Source organism: Achromobacter sp. RW408 (genome assembly GCF_003184165.1).
Lineage (GTDB): Bacteria > Pseudomonadota > Gammaproteobacteria > Burkholderiales > Burkholderiaceae_B > Achromobacter > Achromobacter xylosoxidans.
In genome coordinates this window covers 1-21135 of the sequence record NZ_QHHO01000003.1, presented here as the reverse complement: position 1 = coordinate 21135, position 21135 = coordinate 1, and the positions used below count along the sequence as shown (strand labels likewise).

At 67.8% G+C, this 21135-nt stretch carries 22 protein-coding genes; 19 read left to right on the top strand and 3 right to left on the bottom strand.

The features are described from left to right. Positions 1–23: 23 nt before the first annotated feature. The 3 genes from DK459_RS00880 (at position 24) to DK459_RS00870 (ending at position 2776) form a co-directional block, all read left to right on the top strand. Positions 24–284 carry a XapX domain-containing protein gene (locus tag DK459_RS00880; protein ID WP_054442479.1) on the top strand — a complete coding sequence of 87 codons (261 nt, stop codon included), beginning with the start codon at positions 24–26 and terminating at the stop codon, positions 282–284. A 129-nt stretch (positions 285–413) separates the two neighbouring features. After that, positions 414–2309 carry an amidohydrolase gene (locus DK459_RS00875; RefSeq protein WP_054441285.1) on the top strand — a complete coding sequence of 632 codons (1896 nt, stop codon included), beginning with the start codon at positions 414–416 and terminating at the stop codon, positions 2307–2309. Between the two features lie 11 nt (positions 2310–2320). Next, positions 2321–2776, top strand: a complete 456-nt coding sequence (locus tag DK459_RS00870) for a DoxX family protein (RefSeq protein ID WP_006389527.1) — start codon at positions 2321–2323, stop codon at positions 2774–2776. 74 nt (positions 2777–2850) lie between these two features. On the opposite strand, the gene DK459_RS00865 is transcribed toward DK459_RS00870, so the two are convergent. Continuing rightward, positions 2851–3783: a LysR substrate-binding domain-containing protein gene (locus DK459_RS00865; RefSeq protein ID WP_006389526.1), complete on the bottom strand. Its 933-nt coding sequence runs from the start codon at positions 3781–3783 to the stop codon at positions 2851–2853. Positions 3784–3954: 171 nt separating this feature from the next. Between DK459_RS00865 and DK459_RS00860 the strand changes: the two genes are divergently transcribed. From DK459_RS00860 to DK459_RS00835, 6 genes are all read left to right on the top strand, one after another. Next, the gene (locus tag DK459_RS00860) at positions 3955–4863 is read left to right on the top strand and encodes an amino acid ABC transporter substrate-binding protein (RefSeq protein ID WP_006389525.1); all 909 of its coding nucleotides are present in this window, start codon (positions 3955–3957) and stop codon (positions 4861–4863) included. Between the two features lie 104 nt (positions 4864–4967). Then, entirely contained in the window at positions 4968–5720 is a 753-nt protein-coding gene (locus DK459_RS00855) for an amino acid ABC transporter permease (RefSeq protein ID WP_110134396.1), read from the top strand. 8 nt (positions 5721–5728) lie between these two features. Continuing rightward, positions 5729–6418, top strand: a complete 690-nt coding sequence (locus DK459_RS00850; RefSeq protein WP_006389523.1) for an amino acid ABC transporter permease — start codon at positions 5729–5731, stop codon at positions 6416–6418. A 51-nt stretch (positions 6419–6469) separates the two neighbouring features. Beyond that, complete coding sequence (locus tag DK459_RS00845) at positions 6470–7204, top strand: amino acid ABC transporter ATP-binding protein (protein ID WP_006389522.1); 735 nt, start codon at positions 6470–6472, stop codon at positions 7202–7204. Between the two features lie 5 nt (positions 7205–7209). Next, a complete protein-coding gene (locus DK459_RS00840; RefSeq protein ID WP_110134395.1) occupies positions 7210–8268 on the top strand; it encodes a low specificity L-threonine aldolase in 1059 nt (352 codons plus the stop codon). Positions 8269–8308: 40 nt separating this feature from the next. Then, a complete protein-coding gene (locus DK459_RS00835) occupies positions 8309–9214 on the top strand; it encodes an EamA family transporter (protein ID WP_006389520.1) in 906 nt (301 codons plus the stop codon). A 96-nt stretch (positions 9215–9310) separates the two neighbouring features. Here DK459_RS00835 and DK459_RS00830 read toward each other — a convergent pair whose 3' ends face one another. Next, entirely contained in the window at positions 9311–9595 is a 285-nt protein-coding gene (locus DK459_RS00830; RefSeq protein ID WP_006389519.1) for an acylphosphatase, read from the bottom strand. Between the two features lie 161 nt (positions 9596–9756). Between DK459_RS00830 and DK459_RS00825 the strand changes: the two genes are divergently transcribed. Continuing rightward, the gene (locus DK459_RS00825; RefSeq protein WP_024067313.1) at positions 9757–10653 is read left to right on the top strand and encodes a phytanoyl-CoA dioxygenase family protein; all 897 of its coding nucleotides are present in this window, start codon (positions 9757–9759) and stop codon (positions 10651–10653) included. A 209-nt stretch (positions 10654–10862) separates the two neighbouring features. Further along, entirely contained in the window at positions 10863–12026 is a 1164-nt protein-coding gene (locus DK459_RS00820; RefSeq protein WP_110134394.1) for an alpha-hydroxy acid oxidase, read from the top strand. Positions 12027–12479: 453 nt separating this feature from the next. On the opposite strand, the gene DK459_RS00815 is transcribed toward DK459_RS00820, so the two are convergent. Then, on the bottom strand, positions 12480–13322 hold the full coding sequence (locus DK459_RS00815; protein ID WP_020925758.1) for an IclR family transcriptional regulator: 843 nt from the start codon (positions 13320–13322) through the stop codon (positions 12480–12482). A gap of 198 nt (positions 13323–13520) precedes the next feature. Between DK459_RS00815 and DK459_RS00810 the strand changes: the two genes are divergently transcribed. The 8 genes from DK459_RS00810 to DK459_RS00775 form a co-directional block, all read left to right on the top strand. Continuing rightward, positions 13521–14591, top strand: a complete 1071-nt coding sequence (locus DK459_RS00810) for an ABC transporter ATP-binding protein (RefSeq protein ID WP_006389515.1) — start codon at positions 13521–13523, stop codon at positions 14589–14591. Position 14592: 1 nt separating this feature from the next. Next, positions 14593–15480, top strand: coding sequence for an ABC transporter permease (locus DK459_RS00805; RefSeq protein ID WP_049070352.1), 888 nt, complete (start codon positions 14593–14595; stop codon positions 15478–15480). Positions 15481–15495: 15 nt separating this feature from the next. After that, positions 15496–16290 (top strand): ABC transporter permease, encoded by a 795-nt coding sequence (locus DK459_RS00800; protein ID WP_110134393.1) that lies wholly within the window; start codon positions 15496–15498, stop codon positions 16288–16290. 37 nt (positions 16291–16327) lie between these two features. Next, positions 16328–16657 (top strand): (2Fe-2S)-binding protein, encoded by a 330-nt coding sequence (locus DK459_RS00795; protein ID WP_006389512.1) that lies wholly within the window; start codon positions 16328–16330, stop codon positions 16655–16657. Beyond that, positions 16654–18033 carry an NAD(P)/FAD-dependent oxidoreductase gene (locus DK459_RS00790; RefSeq protein WP_110134392.1) on the top strand — a complete coding sequence of 460 codons (1380 nt, stop codon included), beginning with the start codon at positions 16654–16656 and terminating at the stop codon, positions 18031–18033. The genes DK459_RS00795 and DK459_RS00790 overlap by 4 nt, the downstream gene beginning before the upstream one ends. Further along, the gene (locus DK459_RS00785; RefSeq protein ID WP_110134391.1) at positions 18030–19202 is read left to right on the top strand and encodes an FAD-binding oxidoreductase; all 1173 of its coding nucleotides are present in this window, start codon (positions 18030–18032) and stop codon (positions 19200–19202) included. Before DK459_RS00790 ends, DK459_RS00785 begins: the two co-directional genes overlap by 4 nt. Further along, complete coding sequence (locus DK459_RS00780) at positions 19199–20266, top strand: ABC transporter substrate-binding protein (protein WP_006389509.1); 1068 nt, start codon at positions 19199–19201, stop codon at positions 20264–20266. Before DK459_RS00785 ends, DK459_RS00780 begins: the two co-directional genes overlap by 4 nt. A gap of 90 nt (positions 20267–20356) precedes the next feature. Further along, positions 20357–21135 (top strand): glyoxylate/hydroxypyruvate reductase A (locus DK459_RS00775; protein ID WP_110134390.1); only part of this gene is annotated, 779 nt, incomplete at its 3' end.

The following is a 21135-nucleotide window of genomic DNA, read 5'->3' as shown; positions in this document are numbered from 1 at the left end:
CCCCATCACATACGAGGACGCACATGAAGATCTATCTACTTTCCCTGGGCGCCGGCCTGCTGGTCGGCGTGGTGTACAGCCTGCTGCAGGTGCGTTCGCCCGCGCCGCCGCTGGTGGCGCTGATCGGCCTGCTCGGCATCCTGGTCGGCGAACAGATCGTGCCGGTGGGCAAGCAACTGCTGAACGGCACCGCCTTCGCCGCCGCCTGCGACAGGGAGAAGGCGGTCAGCCACGTGTTCGGCCAGCTGCCCGGCCGCCAGGCGCAGGACAAAGACCAAAGCTGATTCCTTCCCGTCACCAAAGGAGATAATCGCATGCCGACTCGCCGCGACCTTATCGGTGCTGCCTCCACGCTTGCACTGAGCAGCCTCTTGGGCGGATGCGCCCCTGCCCGTTCCAAAGGAGAACCCCCCATGTCAAACGCCTCAAACACCACGCCCGACATCATTTTCCACAATGGCCGCATCACGACCCTGGACCGCGCCAAGCCGCTGGCCAGCGCCGTGGCGATCAAAGACGGCCGCTTCGTCGCGGTCGGCACCGACGCCGAGGTCATGGCGCTGGCCGGGCCGGCCACCCGGCGCGTCGATCTCAAGCAGCGCGGCGCCCTGCCCGGCCTGTTCGACAACCACACGCACGTGGTGCGCGGCGGCCTGAACTACAACATGGAGCTGCGCTGGGACGGCGTGCGCTCGCTGGCCGACGCCATGGCGATGCTCAAGCGCCAGGTCGCCATCACGCCGGCGCCGCAATGGGTGCGGGTGGTGGGCGGGTTCACCGAGCACCAGTTCGCCGAGAAGCGCCTGCCGACGATCGAGGAGATCAACGCCATCGCGCCCGACACGCCGGTGTTCCTGCTGCACCTGTACGACCGTGCCCTGCTCAACGGCGCCGCGCTGCGCGCGGTGGGATACACCAAGACCACGCCCAATCCGCCGGGCGGGGAGATCATCCGCGACGCGCAGGGCAACCCGACCGGGCTGCTGCTGGCCAAGCCGAACGCGACCATCCTGTACGCCACGCTGGCCAAGGGCCCCAAGCTGCCGTTCGACTACCAGGTCAATTCCACGCGTCATTTCATGCGCGAGCTGAACCGCCTGGGCGTGACCGGCGTGATCGACGCGGGGGGCGGTTTCCAGAACTACCCTGACGACTATGCCGTGATCCAGAAGCTGGCCGACGAAGGCCAGATGACGGTGCGGCTGGCCTACAACCTGTTCACGCAGAAGCCCAAGCAGGAGAAGGAAGACTTCCTCAAGTGGACCTCGAGCGTGAAGTACAAGCAGGGCACCGACTACTTCCGCCACAACGGCGCCGGCGAAATGCTGGTGTTCTCGGCCGCCGACTTCGAGGACTTCCGCGTCGAACGCCCGGACATGCCGCCGGAGATGGAAGGCGAGCTGGAGGAAGTGGTGCGCGTGCTGGTGCAGAACAAGTGGCCGTGGCGGCTGCATGCCACCTATGACGAGACCATTTCACGCGCGCTGGATGTGTTCGAGAAGGTCAACCAGGACACGCCGCTGACCGGCCTGAACTGGTTCTTCGACCATGCCGAGACGATCTCGGACAAGTCGATCGACCGCATCGCCGCGCTGGGCGGCGGCATCGCCGTGCAGCACCGCATGGCCTACCAGGGCGAGTACTTCATCGAGCGCTACGGCGCGGCCGCGGCCGAGGCCACGCCCCCCATCGCCAAGATGCTGGATCGCGGCGTGAAGGTCTCGGCCGGCACCGACGCCACCCGGGTCGCCTCCTACAACCCGTGGGTGTCACTGTCGTGGATGGTGACCGGCAAGACCGTGGGCGGCACCCGCCTCTATCCGGCGCGCAACTGCCTGGACCGCGAGACCGCGCTGCGCATGTGGACCGAGAACGTGGCCTGGTTCGCCAACGAGGAAGGCAAGCGCGGCCGCATCCAGCCGGGCCAGTTGGCCGATTTCATCGTGCCGAGCAAGGACTATTTCCGTTGCAGCGAGGATGAGATCTCGTTCCTGACGTCGGAGCTGACCGTGGTCGGCGGCCGCGTGGTCTACGGCGCGGGCGAATTCGGGCCGCTCGATGACAACCCGCTGCCGCCCGCCATGCCGGACTGGTCGCCCACGCGCCTGTTCGGCGGCTATGCCGCCTGGGGCGATCCCGACGGCGCCGGCCGCAATTCGCTGGGCTACCGCAACATGGCGGCCTGCGCTTGCGCCAGCAGCTGCGGGCTGCATGGGCATGACCACGCCAAGGCCTGGGCCTCGAACGCGCCCAGTTCCGACCTGCAGGGCTTTTTCGGCGCCCTGGGTTGTTCCTGCTGGGCAGTCTGAGGAGGCCGGCCATGAACGCGACCTTCCAATGGGAACAGCGGCTGGCCGGCCTGGCCCGGCCGTTGTTCGGTTCCCCCGCCGTGCGGTTCCTGGCCTACCTGGGCCTGTGCGCCGCCTATCTACAGGGCGGGCTGGTCAAGCTGACCGACTTTCCCGGCGCGCTGGCGGAGATGGCGCATTTTGGGCTGGCGCCGGGGCCGGTGTTCGCGGTGTTGGTGATCGTATTGGAACTGCTGGCATCCGCCATGATCCTGGTGGGGCGGTTGCGCTGGCTGGGGGCGCTGGCGCTGGCCGCCTTCACGCTGGTGGCCACGGGCATTGCGCTGCGTTATTGGGAAATGGCGCCCGGGCAGGAGCGCTTCATGGCCGCCAATGCGTTCTATGAGCATCTGGGGCTGGCGGGGGGATTGCTGCTGGTGGCGTGGCTGGATTTGCGCGAGCCGCGCCCGGACGGCGCGACCGCCTGACGGCGGGCCGCCGCAGGCAAAAAAAGGCCCCGATTCCGGGGCCTTGTCGTTTCCGGGCGACGGGGCCGCTGCCCTCATCGCCCCGGCCGCGCCTTCAGGTCCGCCATTTCCTCCTGCATCAACTGGTGCGCATAGCGCGAGAACACGCTCACCAGCCGGGTGCGGGTATGGTACGGCGGGTACAGCAGCGCCACCGTGACCGGCACCGCCGGGCTGAAGGGGCGGACCTCGACGCCGTTGGCCTCGTATTCCTCGCGCGCGGCCAGCGGATTGATCAGCGCCACGCCCAGGCCGGCGCCGACCAGCGCACAGACGGATGAACCCAGGCCGGCCTCGGCCACCGTCTGGCGCTCGACCTTGGCGGCCTTGAAGACCGCGTCGATCTTTTCGCGCAGCGGCGTGGCGCTGGGGAAGGCGATGAAGGGTTCGCCGGCAAAGTCGGCGGGCTTGAGCTTTTTCAGCTTGGTCAGCCGGTGGCCCTTGGGCAGCACCGCCACGCAGTTCATGGTCAGCACCGGCTCGACCTGGATGCCCGGGCTGTCGCCCGACAGCATGGCCAGGCCGGTGTCGCAGAAGCCCGAGCTGATCCAGTTGTGCACGGCGCTGGCGTTGCCGGAATGGATCGAGACCATGACGTCCGGGTATTCGGTCTTGAACGCGGCCACGATGCGCGCCAGCAGGCCGCCGGCCAGGCGCGGCATGGCCGCCACGCTCAGGCGGCTGGCGCTGAACGAGCGGATGCTGGCCGCCGCCGATTCCAGGCCGGCCAGGCCGATGAAGGTTTTTTCAACCTCTTGAAAGAAGCGCGACCCATCCTGCGTGGGGGTCAGGCGGCTGCCATTGCGATCGAACAGGGGAAACTGGGTGATTGCTTCCAATTGCGCGATTAAGCGGCTAACGTGCGGCTGCGAGGTATGCACTCGGCGCGCCGCCGCCGTCATGGATCCGGTCATCATGACGGCCCGGAAAGCCTCGATGTGTCGCAAGCCCATTCGTGTAATGGCCATATCAAATCCGTATAGAGGAATACCCGATTGGAACTGGATAAAACCATAACGCTAGTTGATACTTTTTGCCAGCCGCGGGGCTCATCGCGGGACGCGGCGGGCCGCCTGCAATCCGGCACCGCTGTTCGTGAACATAAACACGCGCCGCACGATCGGCGCCAAGGGAATACGATGAAAGCACTTGCCGCGATTTCGGTCGCCGCCGCCCTGTTCGGCAGCGCCGCCGCCCACGCCGAAGGCCCCAGCCGCCTGGACAAGATCCGCGATACCGGCGTGATCACCATCGGCCATCCCGAGACCTCGGTGCCGTTCGCCTACCTGGACGGCAACCAGAAGCCGATCGGCTACACCGTCGAGATCTGCCAGGAAATCGCCCAGCACATCAAGACCGCCCTCAAGCTGCCCAAGCTGGACGTGCGCTACAACCCGACCACGTCGGCCACGCGCATCCCGCTGCTGGCCAACGGCACCATCGACCTGGAGTGCGGCAACACCACCAACAACCTGGAACGCCACAAGCTGGTGTCGTTCGCGCCCACCACGTTCGTGGCGCAGGTGGTGCTGGTGGCGCGCAAGGACGGCGGCGTCGATCCCAACAACCTGGCGTCGTTCCGTGGCAAGACCATCGCCGCGCAGGCCGGCGGCCAGACCTTCAAGCTGATCTCGCGCCTGAACGCCGAGGGCAACCTGGGCATCAGCATGGCGCCCACCAAGGATACGGCGGAAACGCTGCTGATGGTGGAATCGGGCCGCGCCGCCGGTTCGGCCAATGACGACGGCATCGCCTATGGCGTGGTGGCCTCGTCCAAGAACCCGGACGTGTTCGTGATCGGCACCAAGGGCCTGGAGCTGGCGCCCTACGGCATCATGCAGCCCAAGGACGACCCGGCCTTCAAGAAGGTGGTGGACGACGCCGTGCTCGACATGATGAAGAGTGGCCGCGTCGCCGCGATCTACGACAAGTACTTCAATTCTCCGATCCCGCCCAAGCAGATCAACCTGAAGTACCCGATGAGCGACGCGCTCAAGCGCGCGCTGGCGCATCCAACCGACTCCGGCGATCCCAAGGCCTACGAGTAAGCCGGCATGCCGCGGCGCTCCATGACGGGGCCGCCGCGGGGCCGCGCGATCCAGGGCGCCGCCCGCCGGCGCCTTTTTCTTTCGTTGTCCACAGGTCCTGAAGCATGAACTACAACTGGAGCTGGAGCATCTTCCTGGAGATGTCGCCCGACGGCGTGCATACCTTCCTGGAGACGATCCTGATCGGCGTGGGCTGGACCCTGGCGCTGGCCCTGACGGCATGGGTGTTTTCGCTGTTGCTGGGGTCGTGCCTGGGCGTGATGCGCACCGCCTCGTCGCGCCTGGCCAATGCCATCGGCGCGACCTATGTCGAGATTTTCCGCAACGTGCCGCTGCTGGTGCAGATGTTCCTGTGGTATTTCGTGCTGCCCGAGCTGTTGCCGCACGCCTGGGGCCTGGCGATGAAGCAGATGCCGCAGCCCTGGGGCCAATTCCTGCCGGCGGTGCTGTGCCTGGGCTTCTATGGCTCGGCGCGGGTGGCCGAGCAGTTGCGCGCCGGCATCCAGTCGCTGCCGCGCGGCCAGTTCCAGGCGGGCACGGCGCTGGGCCTGACCGAGACGCAGGTGTACCGCCACATCATCCTGCCCGAGGCCTATCGCATCGTGCTGCCGCCCCTGACCTCGGAATTCATGGGCACGATCAAGTATTCGTCGGTGGCGCTGACCATCGGCCTGCTGGAGCTGACCGGGCAGACCCGCTCGATGGCGGAGTTCAGCTTCCATATCTTCGAAGCCTTCACCGCCGCGACCGTGATCTACCTGATCCTGAACGGCATCGTGGTGCTGGGCATGCGCCTGCTTGAACGCCATGTGGCGGTTCCCGGCCTGATCGGCGCGGCGGCCAAGAACGGGCGCTAGGAATCGACATGGGCAAATTCGATTTCGACGTCATCGGCAGCGCGCTGCCGTACCTGTTCCAGACCGGCATGACGTTCACGCTGACCCTGACGCTGCTGGCGGCGGTGATGGGGCTGGCGCTGGGCACGGTGCTGGCCATGATGCGGCTGTCGCGCTTCAGGATCCTGTCGGTGCCGGCGGGCATCTACGTGAACGTGATGCGTTCGGTGCCGCTGCTGCTGGTGATCTTCTGGTTCTATTTCCTGGTGCCCTACATCGCCGCCTGGATCGTGGGTTCGCCCACGCCGCTGCGGGTGGGCGCGTTCAACTCGGCGGTGGTCACGTTCACGCTGTTCGAGGCCGCGTACTTCTGCGAGATCATGCGCGCCGGCATCCAGTCGATCGCGCGCGGCCAGGTATCGGCCAGCATGGCGCTGGGCCTGAACCACTGGCAGGGCATGCGCTACGTGATCCTGCCGCAGGCAATTCGCAACATGGTGCCGGCGCTGCTGACGCGGGTCATCATCCTGTTCCAGGACACCTCGCTGGTGTATGTGCTGTCGCTGACCGACTTCCTGGGCGCGGCCGCCAAGATCGGCCAGCGCGATGGCCGGCTGGTGGAACTCTATCTCTTCGTGGCGGTGGTGTATTTCGTGATCTGCTTCACGGCATCCCGTCTGGTCAAACGGCTGGAAAAGCGCGTGCGGGTGCTGCGCTAGGCGCCCAGGTTATCCACAGGTCCAACGATGCAACTCTCTTCGAAACCCCCGATGATCGAGATCAAGCAGGTCAGCAAATGGTATGGCGATTTCCAGGTACTGGATGATTGCAGCACCACCGTTGGCCGCGGCGAGGTGGTGGTGGTGTGCGGCCCCTCCGGCTCGGGCAAGTCGACGCTGATCAAGACCGTGAACGCGCTCGAACCCTTCCAGAAGGGCGAGATCGTGGTCAACGGCATCCAGGTGGGCGATCCGCGCACCAACCTGCCCAAGCTGCGTTCGGTGGCCGGCATGGTGTTCCAGCACTTCGAGCTGTTCCCGCACCTGTCGGTGACCGAGAACCTGTGCCTGGGCCAGGTCAAGGTACTCAAGCGCGGCAAGGACGAGGCCCGCGCCCGCGCGCTGGCGCTGCTGGAGCGGGTCGGCCTGTCGGCGCACAAGGACAAGCATCCGGGCGAGCTGTCCGGCGGCCAGCAGCAGCGCGTGGCGATCGCCCGCGCCCTGTCGATGGACCCGGTGGTGATGCTGTTCGACGAGCCGACCTCGGCGCTGGACCCGGAGATGGTCAACGAAGTGCTGGACGTGATGACCGACCTGGCCGGCGAAGGCATGACGATGATGGTGGTGACCCATGAAATGGGGTTCGCCCGCCGCGTCGCCGACCGTGTGATCTTCATGGACGGCGGCAAGATCGTCGAAGACTGCCCGAAGGCGGCGTTCTTCGACGATGTCGAGGCGCGCGCGCCGCGCACGCGCCAGTTTCTTTCCAAAATTCTGCAGCACTGATCGTTATGACCCAGCGGATTTCCGTCGACTCTTCCAGCGCACTCGTCGACCTGCGCAGCGACACGGTGACCCACCCCACCGCCGCCATGTACGAGCGCATGCGCACCGCCCCGATCGGTGACGACGGGCTCGACGGCGACCCCAGCGTGCGCGCGCTGGAGGCCCACGTGGCGGCGCGCCTGGGCAAGGAAGCCGGACTGTTCGTGCCCAGCTGCACCATGGCCAACCTGCTGGCCGTGCTGGCGCAGACCCAGCGCAACGAGCAGGTGGTGCTGGAGTCCGCCGCGCACATGTACACGTCCGAGCGCGGCGCCGCCACCTTCACCGGCCTGTTCTACCAGGGCGTGCCGGGCACCGACGGCGCCATGGACCTGAACCGCCTGGAAGACGCGATGCAATCCGGCGGCCACAAGCTCAAGACCGCGCTGGTGGCGATGGAAACCTCGCACAACAACGCCGGTGGCGCGGTGCTGCCGCTGGACCACATGCAGGCGGTCCATGGCATGGCGCAGGCCTGCGGCGTGCCGGTACACCTGGACGGCGCGCGTCTGTTCAACGCCGCCGTCGCGCTGGGCGTGGCGCCGGCCGAGATCACGCGCCACGCCGACACGGTGTCGCTGTGCCTGTCCAAAGGGCTGAGCGCGCCGGTGGGCGCGGTGCTGACTGGCACGCGCCCGGTGATGGCGCGCGCCCGCATGCTGCGCCGCATGTTGGGCGGCACCCAGCGGCAGGCCGGCATCATGGCCGCGGCCGGGCTGGAAGGCGTGCAGACCATGGGCGACCGGCTGGTCGAAGACCACGCGCGCGCCCGTCGCCTGAGCGACGGCCTGAACCGCCTGGACCCGTCCTTGTCGGCGACGGTGCCGCAGACCAACATCGTGCAGGTCGAAACCGCCGATACCGGCATGACCAATGCCCATTGGGTCACGGCGCTGGAAAGCGCGGGGCTGCTGACGCGTCCGTGGGGCCGCACGCGGTTGCGCTGCGTGACTCACCGCCATATCGACGACGAGGCTATCGACCGCGCCATCGAGGCCTTCAAAAAGGTGCTGGCAAGCCGCTGAATCGGCGGTTTTCGGGGGCGGGCGATGCGATAATGCAGGGATGTCCGCTACCCACCTCTCCAAGAAAGATTATCTCTGCGCGCTGGCGGTAGTGGTGATCTGGGGCCTGAACTTCGTCGTCATGAAGATCGGCCTCAAAGGCCTCTCGCCCATGATGCTGGGGGCCTTGCGATTCGCCCTGGCGGCGTTCCCCCTCATCCTCTTCGTACGGCCGCCGCGCCTGCCGTGGCGCTGGATCGCGGCCTACGGGCTGGTGCAGGGCCTGGGCCAGTTCGGCCTGCTGTTCACGGCCCTCAAGTTCGGCATGCCGGCGGGCATGGCCTCGCTGGTGATCCAGACCCAGGCGTTCTTCACCTTGTTGCTGGCCGCGCCGATGCTGCGCGAGCGCGCCCGGCCGCATCACTGGGCCGGGCTGGCGGTGGCCGCGCTGGGCCTGGCGGTGATTGCCGCCGGCCGGGGCGAAGGGCCGGGGCAGATGACCATGGTGGGTTTCGTGCTGACGCTGGGCGCCGCGTTCATGTGGGCGGTGTCCAATATCATCGTGCGGCTGGCCAGCCGCAAGGCGCCCGGCTACGATCCATTCGCCTTCATCGCCTGGAGCAGCGCCGCGCCGGTGCTGCCCTTCCTGGCGCTGGCGGTGATGGCCGACGGCTGGGACGCGGTGGCGGCCATGATCCTGGGCATCGGCTGGGGCGAGGCGCTGTCGGTGCTGTACCTGGCGGTGCTGGCCACCTTGCTGGCGTATACGCTGTGGACGCAGCTGTTGACGCGCCATCCGGCCGCCAAGATCGCGCCATTCTCGCTGCTGGTGCCGGTGGTGGGCCTGTGGGCCGCGTCCGCGGCCTTCGACGAGCACCTGCGGCCGCTGCAATGGGCGGGCGCGGGCTGCGTGCTGGCGGGCCTGGTCATCAACCAGGTCGGCGGGCGCTGGCTGCGCAACCGCTGACGGCGTTGCGCGGGTCCCCTGCCGCGCCGCTCACGCGGCGGCCCTCATTCTTTCTCGCTCCGTCATTTGGATGAGCGGCGCGTCCGTCGCGGCGCGCTACAGCTGTTCGAAATGCGCGTAGCGCTTGTCGGTGTATTCGCGGCGCGTGACCATTTCGGTGACCTCGGCCCCTGGCGGGCCGCGCCGCAACCATTCCAGCATGTGGTCCACCTGGTCGGGCGTGCCCTGCACCAGGGCTTCGACCGTGCCATCCAGCATGTTCTGCACCCAGCCGCGCGCGCCCAGCAGGTGCGCGCGCCTGACGGCCGCGTGGCGATAGCCCACGCCTTGCACGGTGCCGCTGACGGTGACATGGACGGTTTCTATATGGGTGTCTTGCATTGAAATTCCTTCGGATGATGCGCCGCGGCGCGCCGGTGCATTAGACGCTTCCGGCTACAGCGGATGATCGATAGGCCCCCCGGGCATCGAAGCGATACGTTAGAGCACATGTCAAAACGTGCCAACGGGAACGCCCGCAAGCAAAGCTTGGAGAAGCCATTATGGAAGAGACCAGTTTGTTGTCGGAAGCAGAAACAGCGCGCTACAGGGAACAGGGCTACCTGGCTCTGCAAGATATGTGCCCACAGGACGAGGTGGGCTATATCCGGCGCACGCTGCTGGAATTGTTCGCGAACAAGACCGGCTACAACGAGGGGGCGCAATACGACTTCATCAGCCGCGACGACCCGTCCAAGCCGGCCAAGTTTCCCAGTCTGCACGATCCGCGCCATTATGCCCCGGGCCTGCTGAAGACCGCCTATCACGAGCGCACGCTGGAGCTGGCGCGCCAGTTGCTGGGCGAGGACGCCGCGCTGTATGGCGAGCACGCGTTGCTCAAGCCGGCGCTGGTCGGGCCCGAGACGCCGTGGCACCAGGACGAGGCATTCCGTTCGCCGGATTTCGTCTACAACGAGTTGAGCATCTGGCTGGCGCTGCAACCGGCGACGCTGGAGAACGGCTGCATGCAGTTCATTCCGGGATCGAACAAGGGCGAGGTGCTGGAGCATCGGTCGCCCGGCGGCGACAAGACGCTGCATCCGCTGGAATGCTGCGCTGACTTTCCGCGCGACCAGGCGGTGGCCGAGCCGCTGCAACCCGGCGGCTGCACCGTGCACGATGCGCGCACGCTGCATTTCACCGGCGCAAACACCTCGCCGCAGCCGCGCCTGGCGTACATCCTGATCTACAACACGCCGCCGGTCTACAAGCCGGGGCGGCGCGAATTTCCGTGGCTCGAAGGCCGCTGGACCGACAGCCAGACCCGCAAGAAGGAATGGCATCGCCGCGGCGGCCTGGCGGTGGACGTGATGCGGCGCCTGCCGGGGGCGCGCCTGACCAGCCCGCGCTGGGTGGCGTGGGCCACGATACGGGCGGTCAGCAAGGTCTGGCCGAGGTAGCGGTCGGCACACAGTGGCCGTGAAAGCGGTCGCGACGAATGGGGGACACGGGGCCGGCAAGGGGCGCTTGCCGGCCCCGGCGCGTATACTGGGCGGCGCCGCGGGGCCCTGGCACCCGGCGTGGACGGCGGGCGCCCTGGTCGGCGCAGCGGGTTCGCGCGGGGCCGGTCGCCGCGCAATCGCGTTCCACTTTCCCCAGAAAAACAACCATGACCGCTGACCTCTCCACGATCACCTGCATCGAAGACCTGCGCGCGATTGCGCGCAAGCGCGTGCCGCGCATGTTCTACGACTACGCCGATTCGGGCGCCTGGACGGAAGGCACGTACCGCGCCAACGAAAGCGATTTCCAGAAGATCAAGCTGCGCCAGCGCGTGGCGGTGAACATGGAAGGCCGCTCGCTGCGCACCACGCTGGTGGGCCAGGAGGCGGTGATGCCGCTGGCGATTTCGCCGACGGGCCTGACCGGCATGCAGCACGCCGATGGCGAGATCCTGGCGGCCAAGGCGGCGGCCGATTTCGGCGTGCCGTTCACGCTGTCGACCATGAGCATCTGCTCGCTGGAAGACGTGGCCGCGGCCACCGGCAAGCCGTTCTGGTTCCAGCTCTACGTGATGCGCGACCGCGAATTCGTCGGCGACCTGATCGACCGCGCCAAGGCCGCTGGCTGCTCGGCACTGGTGCTGACGCTGGACCTGCAGATCCTGGGGCAGCGCCACAAGGACATCAAGAACGGGCTGTCGACGCCGCCCAAGCCGACGATCCGCAACCTGATCAACCTGGCGACCAAGCCGCGCTGGTGCCTGGGCATGCTGGGCACCAAGCGCCGCACTTTCGGCAACATCGTCGGCCACGCCAAGGGCGTGAGCGACCTGTCGTCGCTGTCGTCGTGGACGGCCGAGCAGTTCGATCCGCGGTTGAGCTGGGACGATGTGGAATGGATCAAGCAGCGTTGGGGCGGCAAGCTGATCATCAAGGGCATCCTGGATGTCGAGGATGCGCAGCTGGCGGTCAACAGCGGCGCGGATGCGCTGATCGTCAGCAACCACGGCGGGCGCCAGCTCGATGGCGCGATGTCCTCGATCGCGGCGCTGCCGTCGATCGCGGATGCGGTGGGGTCGAAGATCGAAGTGTGGATGGATGGGGGCGTGCGCTCGGGGCAGGACATCCTCAAGGCGGTGGCGCTGGGCGCGCGCGGCGCGATGATCGGGCGGGCGTTCCTTTACGGCCTGGGCGCATATGGGCAGGCGGGCGTCAAGCGCGTGCTGGAGATCCTGTACAAGGAAATGGATACGACGATGGCGCTTTGCGGGCGGCGCAATATCGAAGTCGGGGATCGGAGCATTCTGCTGCCAGGGACTTATCCCGTTTGAGTACTTCGCTGATCGGCTGGAAGCCGGTGGGTCGCTGTTGCGGCTTGCCGGCTTTTTGCTTTTTGCTTGCGGGGGTTGTGCTTCGTAGGTCGGCCGGCGCGGCGAGGGGCGGGCGGGGCGCGCCTACGATTGCGGTCCGGAGCCTTCGCTCCGGACTGCCCCATCGTCATCCTCGTTGCCGCCTGCGGCGGCTGCCTACGGATTCCCTCGGGCGCATCTACACGGCGCGCCCCGCCCGCCCCTCGCCGCGCCGGCCTGCATATGTCGAGAGTTGAGGCGTTGTTGGAGCGGAGGGGGCATGAAGAGTGTGTGTTGCCCGTCATGGTCGGCTGCGCGGGCAGCCGGCCATGACTTACGCGGTGTCTTGTGGTGGTGCGATGTGCGCTGCGCGACGTTGACGCGGGGCTGAGTTGACCCGGCCTGGGGGGAGAGAGGGGGGTATGGCTGGCCGTTTCAGTCGCGGTTGCCGGTTCCAAGGAATTGGCTGGGGCGCCTTAGCGCCGGGTCGAAGGGGTTGAGTTGGGCGCTGATGCCGGCGGCTTCGCGGCGCAGGATCTCTACGATCAGGGGCAGGCGTTCGTCGCTGATGCGTTCGACGGGGGCGGCGATGCTGAGGGCGGCGACGGTGACGCCGTTGGGGTCGTGCACGGGGACGGCCAGGCCGGCGATGTTGGGGAAGATGCCCTGGCCCTTGCTGCGGGCGTATTGGAGTTCCTGGCATTCCTTGATGCCGGCGCGCATGGTGATTTCGTCGACGAAACCGAGGTGGTGCAGGCGCGGGATGTTGAAGCGCAGGACTTCCTCGCGTTCGGCTTCGGGCAGGTTGGCCAGCAGCAGCAGGCCGCCCTGGCCCAGGCCGAGCGGGACGCGGCCGCCGATGTCGCCGGTGTGCGAGCGGACCGGGAAGGCGCCGTCGATGCGGTCCAGGCAGACGGCGTCGAAGCCGCTGCGCACCAGCAGGAAGATGGTGTCGTTGAGCATGCCGCTCAGGCGCAGCATGGCGGGGCGGTAGATCGCGCGCAGGGTCGATTGGTGGTTGCCGGCGTTGGCGGCGAGCGAGAAGAAGGCGACGCTGAGCTGGTAGCCCTTGCTCTGCGCGGGCTGTTCGACCATGCCTTCCTGCACCAGGCCTTGCAATACGCGATGGACGGTGGCCTGGGCCTGGCCGGTGCGGGCGGCGATGTCGGTCAGGCGCAGTTTTTCGCCCTTGGCGTCGGACAGGACGCGCAGCACGGCGAAGGCGCGTTGCAGGACGCCCTGGGCGCCGGCGTCGTCGGCGGCTTCTGATTTCTTCATTGATCAATTCCGATAATCAAAATATATGGCTGTATTTTTATCAGGAAATTCAGTCAGACGGAAATAATAAATAGAAAATTCGATTATTCGGAAAACCCTAATTGACCGGCCTTTTCGGCCGCTCCTAGACTGCCCTGCATCGATTGCAACGCGGGCTGGTCCCGCGCAGCGCTCCTCACCGGGCACGGGGTTTGGAATATGTCATTTCTGCGGCTGGACAACGTCTCCAAGAACTACGGCGACCTGCGGGTCGTCTCGGACCTGAACCTGGCGGTCGAGAAAGGGGAATTCGTGTCCTTGCTGGGACCCTCGGGCTGCGGCAAGACCACCACGCTGCAGATGATCGCGGGCTTTGCCGACGTGACGCGCGGCAGCATCACGCTCGATGGCCGCGACATCACCCATGCCAAGCCGAACACGCGCGGGCTGGGCATCGTGTTCCAGAGCTATGCGCTGTTCCCGCACCTGACGGTGGCGGACAACGTCGCATTTGGCCTGAAGATGCGCAAGGTCGAGCGCGCCGAGCGCCAGGCTCGGGTGCGCGAGGCGCTGGCGCTGGTGAAGCTGGACAAGCATGCCGACCGCTTTCCGCGTGAACTGTCGGGCGGGCAGCGCCAGCGGGTGGCGCTGGCGCGCGCGCTGGTGATCCGGCCGCCGGTGCTGCTGCTGGACGAACCGCTGTCGAACCTGGACGCCAAGCTGCGCGAGGACATGCAGTTCGAGCTGCGCAGCATCCAGAAGCAGATCGGCACCACCACCGTGATGGTGACGCACGACCAGGCCGAGGCGCTGTCGATCAGCGACCGCGTGGTGGTGATGCAGGACGGCCGCGCCACGCAGGTGGATGCGCCCTACCGCATGTACGAGCATCCGCAGAGCGAGTTCATCTCGCGTTTCGTCGGCAAGACCAACCTGCTGCCGGGCCGCGTGACGCGCTGCGGCACGCAGGCCGAGGTGGAGACCGGCGCGCTGCGCGTGCTGGTCGACGGCGCGGGCCTGCGCCACGGCGACAGTGTGCAGTTGTCGCTGCGGCCGGAGAAACTGGTGCCGGTGCCGGCGGGCCAGGGCAAGCTGTCCTGTGTGGTCAGCACCCGCTACTTCCTGGGCAGCCAGTGGATGTACGGGCTGGATTCGCCGGTGGGGGCGCTGACGGTGCTGACGCCCAACGACGGCCGCCGGCCGCACGACGATGGCGAACAGATCGGCCTGGACTGGGCCGAGGGCGTGCTGCGCGTGCTGCCCGTCGCGGCCGTTGCCGAAGAGGCCTGACATGGCGACGCTGACCCAACCCGGCGCCGCCAGCGCACCCAAGCCGCGCACCGACGGCCTGCTGGCCATCCTCGGTTCGATTCCGCTGGCGATCGTGTTCCTGACGCTGGTGCTGACGCCGCTGGCGTTGACGCTGGTGCTGTCGTTCCGCCCGTTCGACTACAGCGCGGGCATCCTGCCCGGGCACACCTTCGAACACTACCTGGCGGTGGTGACCGACGGCTATTTCCTGGAGATCTTCTGGCGCACGTTCTGGATCGCGGGCGTGACCACGCTGATCTGCGTGCTGATCGGCGCGCCCGAGGCCTACATCCTGTCGCGCATGGGCAAGCCGTGGCGTTCGATCTTCCTGCTGGTGGTGCTGTCGCCGCTCTTGATCTCGCTGGTGGTGCGCGCCTTCGGCTGGAGCATGCTGCTGGGGCCGGGCGGGGCCATCGGCCGCGCGGCCGCGGCGCTGGGCCTGGGGCCGCTGCTGTACACGCCCACCGCGGTCATCATCGGCCTGGTGCACGTGATGCTGCCGTTCATGGTGATCCCGGTGTGGACCTCGCTGCAGAAGCTGGACCCGACCGTGGAGCACGCGGCGCTGTCGCTCAATGCCTCGCGCTTGCAGACGCTGCTGCGCATCGTGCTGCCGCAGGCCATGCCGGGCATCCTGTCGGGCAGCCTGATCGTGTTCGGGCTGTCGGCCAGTTCGTTCGCGATTCCCGCGCTGCTGGGCGGACGCCGCCTGAAGATGGTGGCCACGGTGGTCTACGACGAATTCCTGACCGAACTGAACTGGCCGCTGGGCGCGGCCATCGCCATTGTGCTGCTGGTGGTCAACGTCGTCATCATGATGGCGTACAACCGCGTGGTGGAACGTTCCTACCGGCGCAGTCTGGGTTGAGCGAGGACAGCGATCATGCAGAAAAACGGTCCCTTCGCCCTGATCTTCAATGCGCTGGTGGTGCTGTTCGTGCTGGCGCCGCTGGCCATCGTGTGCCTGGTGGCGTTCACCCCCGAGTCGACGCTGACGGTGCCGACCACGCAGTTTTCGCTGCGCTGGTTCCACGCGGTGTTCGAGCATCCCAACTTCATGCAGGCGTTCAAGAACAGCCTGTGGCTGGCGTTCCTGTCGGCCAGCATCGCCGTGTGCCTGGCGCTGCCGGCGGCCATCGCCATTACGCGCTACCGCTTTCCGGGACGCGATGCGCTCAACGGCCTGTTCCTGTCGCCGCTGATGATCCCGCACCTGGTGCTGGGCGTGGCGCTGCTGCGCTTTTTCGCGCTGCTGGGCACCACCGGCAGCTTCGGCTGGCTGGTGTTCAGCCACGTGGTGGTGATCACGCCCTACGTGATGCGGCTGGTGATCGGCGCGCTGGTGGGCTTTGACCGCTCGGTCGAGCACGCCGCGCTGTCGCTGGGCGCGAGCCGCGCCACCGTGTTCTTCCAGGTGACGCTGCCGCTCATCATTCCGGGCGTGTCGGGCGGCTGGCTGCTGGCCTTCATCAACAGTTTCGACGAGCTGACCATGTCGGTGTTCATCACCGCGCCGTCGACCATCACCCTGCCGGTGCGCATGTACATGTATGCCACCGAGTCGATCGATCCGATGATGGCGGCCGTGTCGGCGCTGGTGATCGGCCTGACCGCGGTGACCATGCTGCTGCTGGACCGCGTCTACGGCCTGGACCGCGTGCTGGTGGGACAGAAATGACGATCAAGCCGGGTACGCAACAGGAGACCCCGCCATCATGGCAATACTGAAACGCCTGGCCGAAACGGCCCGGCCCGCCGTCGCCTTCACGCTGGACGGCAAACCCTGCACCGCGCTGGCCGGCGATACCGTGCTGACGGCGGTGCTGACGCAGGCCGAACGCCTGCGCGTGTCGGAATTCGGCGGTGGCCCGCGCGCCGGTTTCTGCATGATGGGCGCATGCCAGGACTGCTGGATGCAGCGCGAGGACGGCACGCGGCTGCGCGCCTGTTCCACCTACATCGAAGCCGGCATGCGCCTGCGCAGCGCGCCGCTGCGCGCGGAACACGTGCCGGGCACGCTGGCGGCGGAGGGCGACGCATCATGATCCTGCCCGTGATCGTGGGGGCCGGTCCGGCCGGCATCCGCGCCGCGCAGACGCTGGCGGCGCAGGGCCTGCGGCCGGTGGTGCTGGACGAGGCGCCGCGCGCCGGCGGCCAGATCTACCGGCAGCCGCCGCCGGGCTTTGCGCGCTCCAAGGCGTCGCTGTATGGCTTCGAGCACCGCAAGGCCGATGCGCTGCATCGCAAGATGGACGAGCTGGCGCCGCAGCTGGATTACCGGCCTGGCAGCCTGGTGTGGAACGCCGAGGGCAAGACGCTGGACGTGCTGCGCGACGGCAAGAGCGCGCCCGTGCCCTATACCCATTTGATCCTGGCCACCGGCGCCACCGATCGCGTGCTGCCGTTCCCGGGCTGGCTGACGCCGGGCGTGTACACGCTGGGTGGTTCGCAGGTGGCGTTGAAGCACCAGGGCTGCGCCATCGGCGAGCGGGTCGCGTTCCTGGGCACCGGCCCCCTGCTCTATCTGGTCGCCTACCAGTACGCCAAGGCCGGCGCCCGTGTTGTGGCGGTGCTGGATACCTCGCGCTTCGCCAACCGCCTGGCCGCCTTGCCTGCCATGCTGCGCGCGCCGGGCCTGTTGGCCAAGGGGCTGTACTACATGGCCTGGCTGCGCGCGCATGGCGTGCCGATGGCCAGCGGCGTGCGGCCGGTGCGGGTCGAGGGCGAGGCACGCATCACCGGGCTGGTCTACCGCCAGGGATCGCGCCAGCGGCGGGTGGATTGCGACGCGTTGGGCTACGGCCTGTCGCTGCGTTCCGAAACGCAGCTGGCCAGCCTGGTGGGCTGCCAGTTCATTTTCAACGCGCGTGATCGTGCCTGGACGCCGCGCCTGGACGCGGCCGGACGCAGCAGCGTGGCCGGCGTGTACGTGGCTGGCGATGGCGCCGGCATCGGCGGCGCCGACGCGGCCGAGCTGGCCGGCGAGCGCGCCGCGCTCGCCTTGCTGGAGGATGCGGGCCATGCGCAGCCGGCGCAGCGGGCGCGCGAACTCGAAGCCTGCCTGGCCGCCAACGGCCGCGTGCGCGACGCGCTCGAACGCGCCTTTCCGTTTCCCGAGGATTGGGCCGCCGCCATCGCCGACGACACCGTGGTGTGCCGCTGCGAGGAAGTCACCGCCGGCACACTGCGCGCCGTGATCCATGGCACCGGCGCGCGCGAGCTGAACCGCCTGAAGGCGCTGACGCGCGTCGGCATGGGACGCTGCCAGGGCCGCATGTGCGGCGCCGGCGCGGCCGAAGTGCTGGCGCACGCCTGCGGCGCCGGACTGGACGGCGTCGGCCGCCTGCGCGGCCAGCCGCCGGTCAAGCCGATTCCAGTGGATATCGTCTGTCTCGATCGCACGGAGAAGGCCGCGCCATGACCGAACGCATCGACACCGAAGTCGCCATTCTCGGCGGCGGCATCGTCGGCGGCAGCGCCGCGCTGTTCCTGCGCCGGCTGGGCGTGCCGGTGGTGCTGCTGGAGGCCGCGCTGTGCGGCGCCCGCGCCAGCGGCGTCAACTACGGCGGCGTGCGCCGCCAGGGCCGTGGCCTGGAGCAGATGCCGCTGGCGCGCCGCGCGCACGAATTGTGGGGCCAACTGCCGCAACTGATCGGCATCGACGGCGAATACGTGCGCTCGGGCCACTTGAAGTTGGCGTGCTCGGACGCGGACCTGGACGCCTTGCACGCCTATCGCGCGCAGACCCGCGGCTTCGGCATGAACCTGGAAATGCTGGACCGCGCCGTGCTGGCGCGGCGCTTCGGCTGGCTGGGCGCGCACGTGGTGGGCGGCTCGTTCTGTCCCGAGGACGGCCACGCCAACCCGCGCCTGGTCTCGCCCGCCTTTGGCCGCGCGGCCCGCGCGCTGGGCGCAGACGTGCGCGAATCGACCCGCGTCACCGAAGCGGTCCATGACGGCGACCGCTTCATCCTGCGTGCCGGCGACGCGCTGGAGGTGCGTTCGCGCTTCCTGCTCAATTGCGCCGGAGCGTGGGCCGGACGCTTCGCGCAGGACTTCGGCGAGAGCGTGCCCGAGACTTCCATCCATCCGTTGATGATGGTGACCGAGCCGTTGCCGCTGTTCATGGACGTCAGCCTGGGCATGCAGGGTGGCGGCATCTATGCGCGGCAGGTGGCGCGCGGCAATTGCGTCATCGGCGGCGGCCGCGCCGTGTCCGCCGGCCCCGATTACGCCCGTCCCGGCCGCGAGGCGCTGGGCCCGCTGATGGCCAACGCCGCGCGCCTGCTGCCGCCATTGCGCGGCGCGCAGGTCATCCGCTTCTGGACCGGGGTGGAGGGCAACATGCCCGACCACAACCCGGTGCTGGGCCCCAGCGCCACCGTGCCGGGTCTGTTCCATGCTTTCGGCCTGTCGGGCGCGGGCTTCCAGATCGGCCCCGCCGTGGGCGAAGTGCTTTCCGAACTGGTCGTTAACGGCCGGTCTTCCATTCCCATCGACGCCTTCGGCATCGGACGATACACGGGGACCGCTCACGGCGCCGTGGCTCGGTTGGGGCCTGTTCGTGAGCAAACGCTGGAGTCACCATGAAGCACAACAAACAGGGCGTTCGCCGCCCGTCCAAGGGGAAGTGGCTGCTGGGCCTGGCGCTGGCCGCGCTGTCGGCGGGCGCCATGGCGCAGCAGAAGACGCTGTACGTCGGCATGAACGGCGGCGACATGGAACGCGCCTTCACGCAGTACGTGTTCCCGGATTTCGAGAAGGCCAACAACGTCAAGATCGTGGTGGTGCCCGGCACCTCCACCGACGTGCTGGCCAAGGCCCAGGCGTTCAAGGACAAGCCGCAGATGCACGTCATGTTCCTGGACGATGGCATCATGGCGCGCGCCATTTCCATGGGCCTGTGCGAGCCGCTCAATGACGACCCGGTGCTCAAGGACCTGTACCCCACCGCCGTCATGAAGGACCGCATGGCCGCCGGCATCGACATCGGCATGACCGGCCTGGGCTACAACACCCGCCTGTTCAAGGACAAGGGCTGGGCGCCGCCGACCTCGTGGATGGACCTGGCCGATCCCAAGTTCAAGGGCAAGGTGGTGTTCCAGTCGGCCTCGGGCAGCACCTTCGGCCTGCACGGCTTCCTGATGTTCAACCGCATCCAGGGCGGCAACGACCAGAACACCGAGCCCGGCTTCAAGCAGTGGCCGTCCACCATCGGCCCCAACGTGCTGGAATACATCCCCAACTCGGCCAAGCTGGCCGAGATGATCCAGTCCAACGAAGCCGCCATCTTCCCGCTCACGCCCACCGCCATCGCCCGCCTGAAGAAGCGCGACATCCCGGTGGAATACGCCCAGCCCAAGGAAGGCTCGGTGATCCTGATGGTGGCCGAGTGCGTCATCGCCAAGAACAGCGAGCCGGAACTGGCGCAGAAGCTGGCGCTGTACCTGCTGTCGCCGCAGGCGCAGGCCAAGGCACTGGAAATGGGCGGCCATTTCCCGTCCAATAAGAACGTTCAACCGCCGGCCGGCAGCGAAGAGGCGCTCAAGCGCTTCCAGGGCTACATGGCCAACGCCAAGATCCTGGACTGGGACCAGATCAACGCCACCCGTCCCGCCTTCAACGCGCGCTGGAACCGCACGGTCGAACGCTGACGTCAGGCGCGCCGCGCCGTCCGCGCATCGCGGGCGGCTCGGCGCCGATCACACCCAGGGCGCGCGCGCCCGCAACGCAGGAGGCCAGGCATGCGGCTCATCATCAGGTCCGGCGGCGAATCGGCCATGGAAGAATGGCGCGAGCAGTTCAAGCGCCACGCGCCCGATCTGGAGATTGTCAGCTGGTTCGACGACGTCGACCCCGCCTCGATCGACTACGCCCTGGTCTGGGCCCCCGACCCCGGCCGCCTGGCAACCTTCCCCAACCTCAAGCTCATCATCAGCGCCGGCGCCGGCGTCGACCACATCGTCTCCGACCCCGCCTGGCCGCGCCACCTGCGCATCGCCCGCATGGTCACCCCGCGCACCGAAACCGAGATGGCCGAGTTCGTGCTGACGAGCGCCCTGATGCTGACCCGCGACCTCAAGCGCGCCATCGACCAGCAGGCCCGCCGCCACTGGGAACTGTACGACTCGCTGCGCGTGGCCGCCGACATGCGCGTCGGCATCATGGGCCTGGGCCACCTCGGCATCGCCGCCGCCCGCCTGCTGGCCAAGGTCGGTTTCCCCGTCAGCGGCTGGTCGCGCGGCGCGACCACCTTGCCCGACGGCCTGCCGTCCTACGCCGGCCCCGACCAGTTCCCCGAATTCCTGTCCCGCACCGACCTGCTGGTCTGCCTGCTCCCCGCCACCGAAGCCACCCGCGGCATCCTCAACCGCGACACCTTCGCCCACCTGCCGCGCGGCGCCAGCCTCATCAACGCCGGCCGCGGCAGCCACATGGTCACGCAGGACCTTCTCGACGCCCTGGACAGCGGTCACCTGCACCAGGCCTTGCTGGACGTCTTCGACCCCGAACCCCTGCCGCC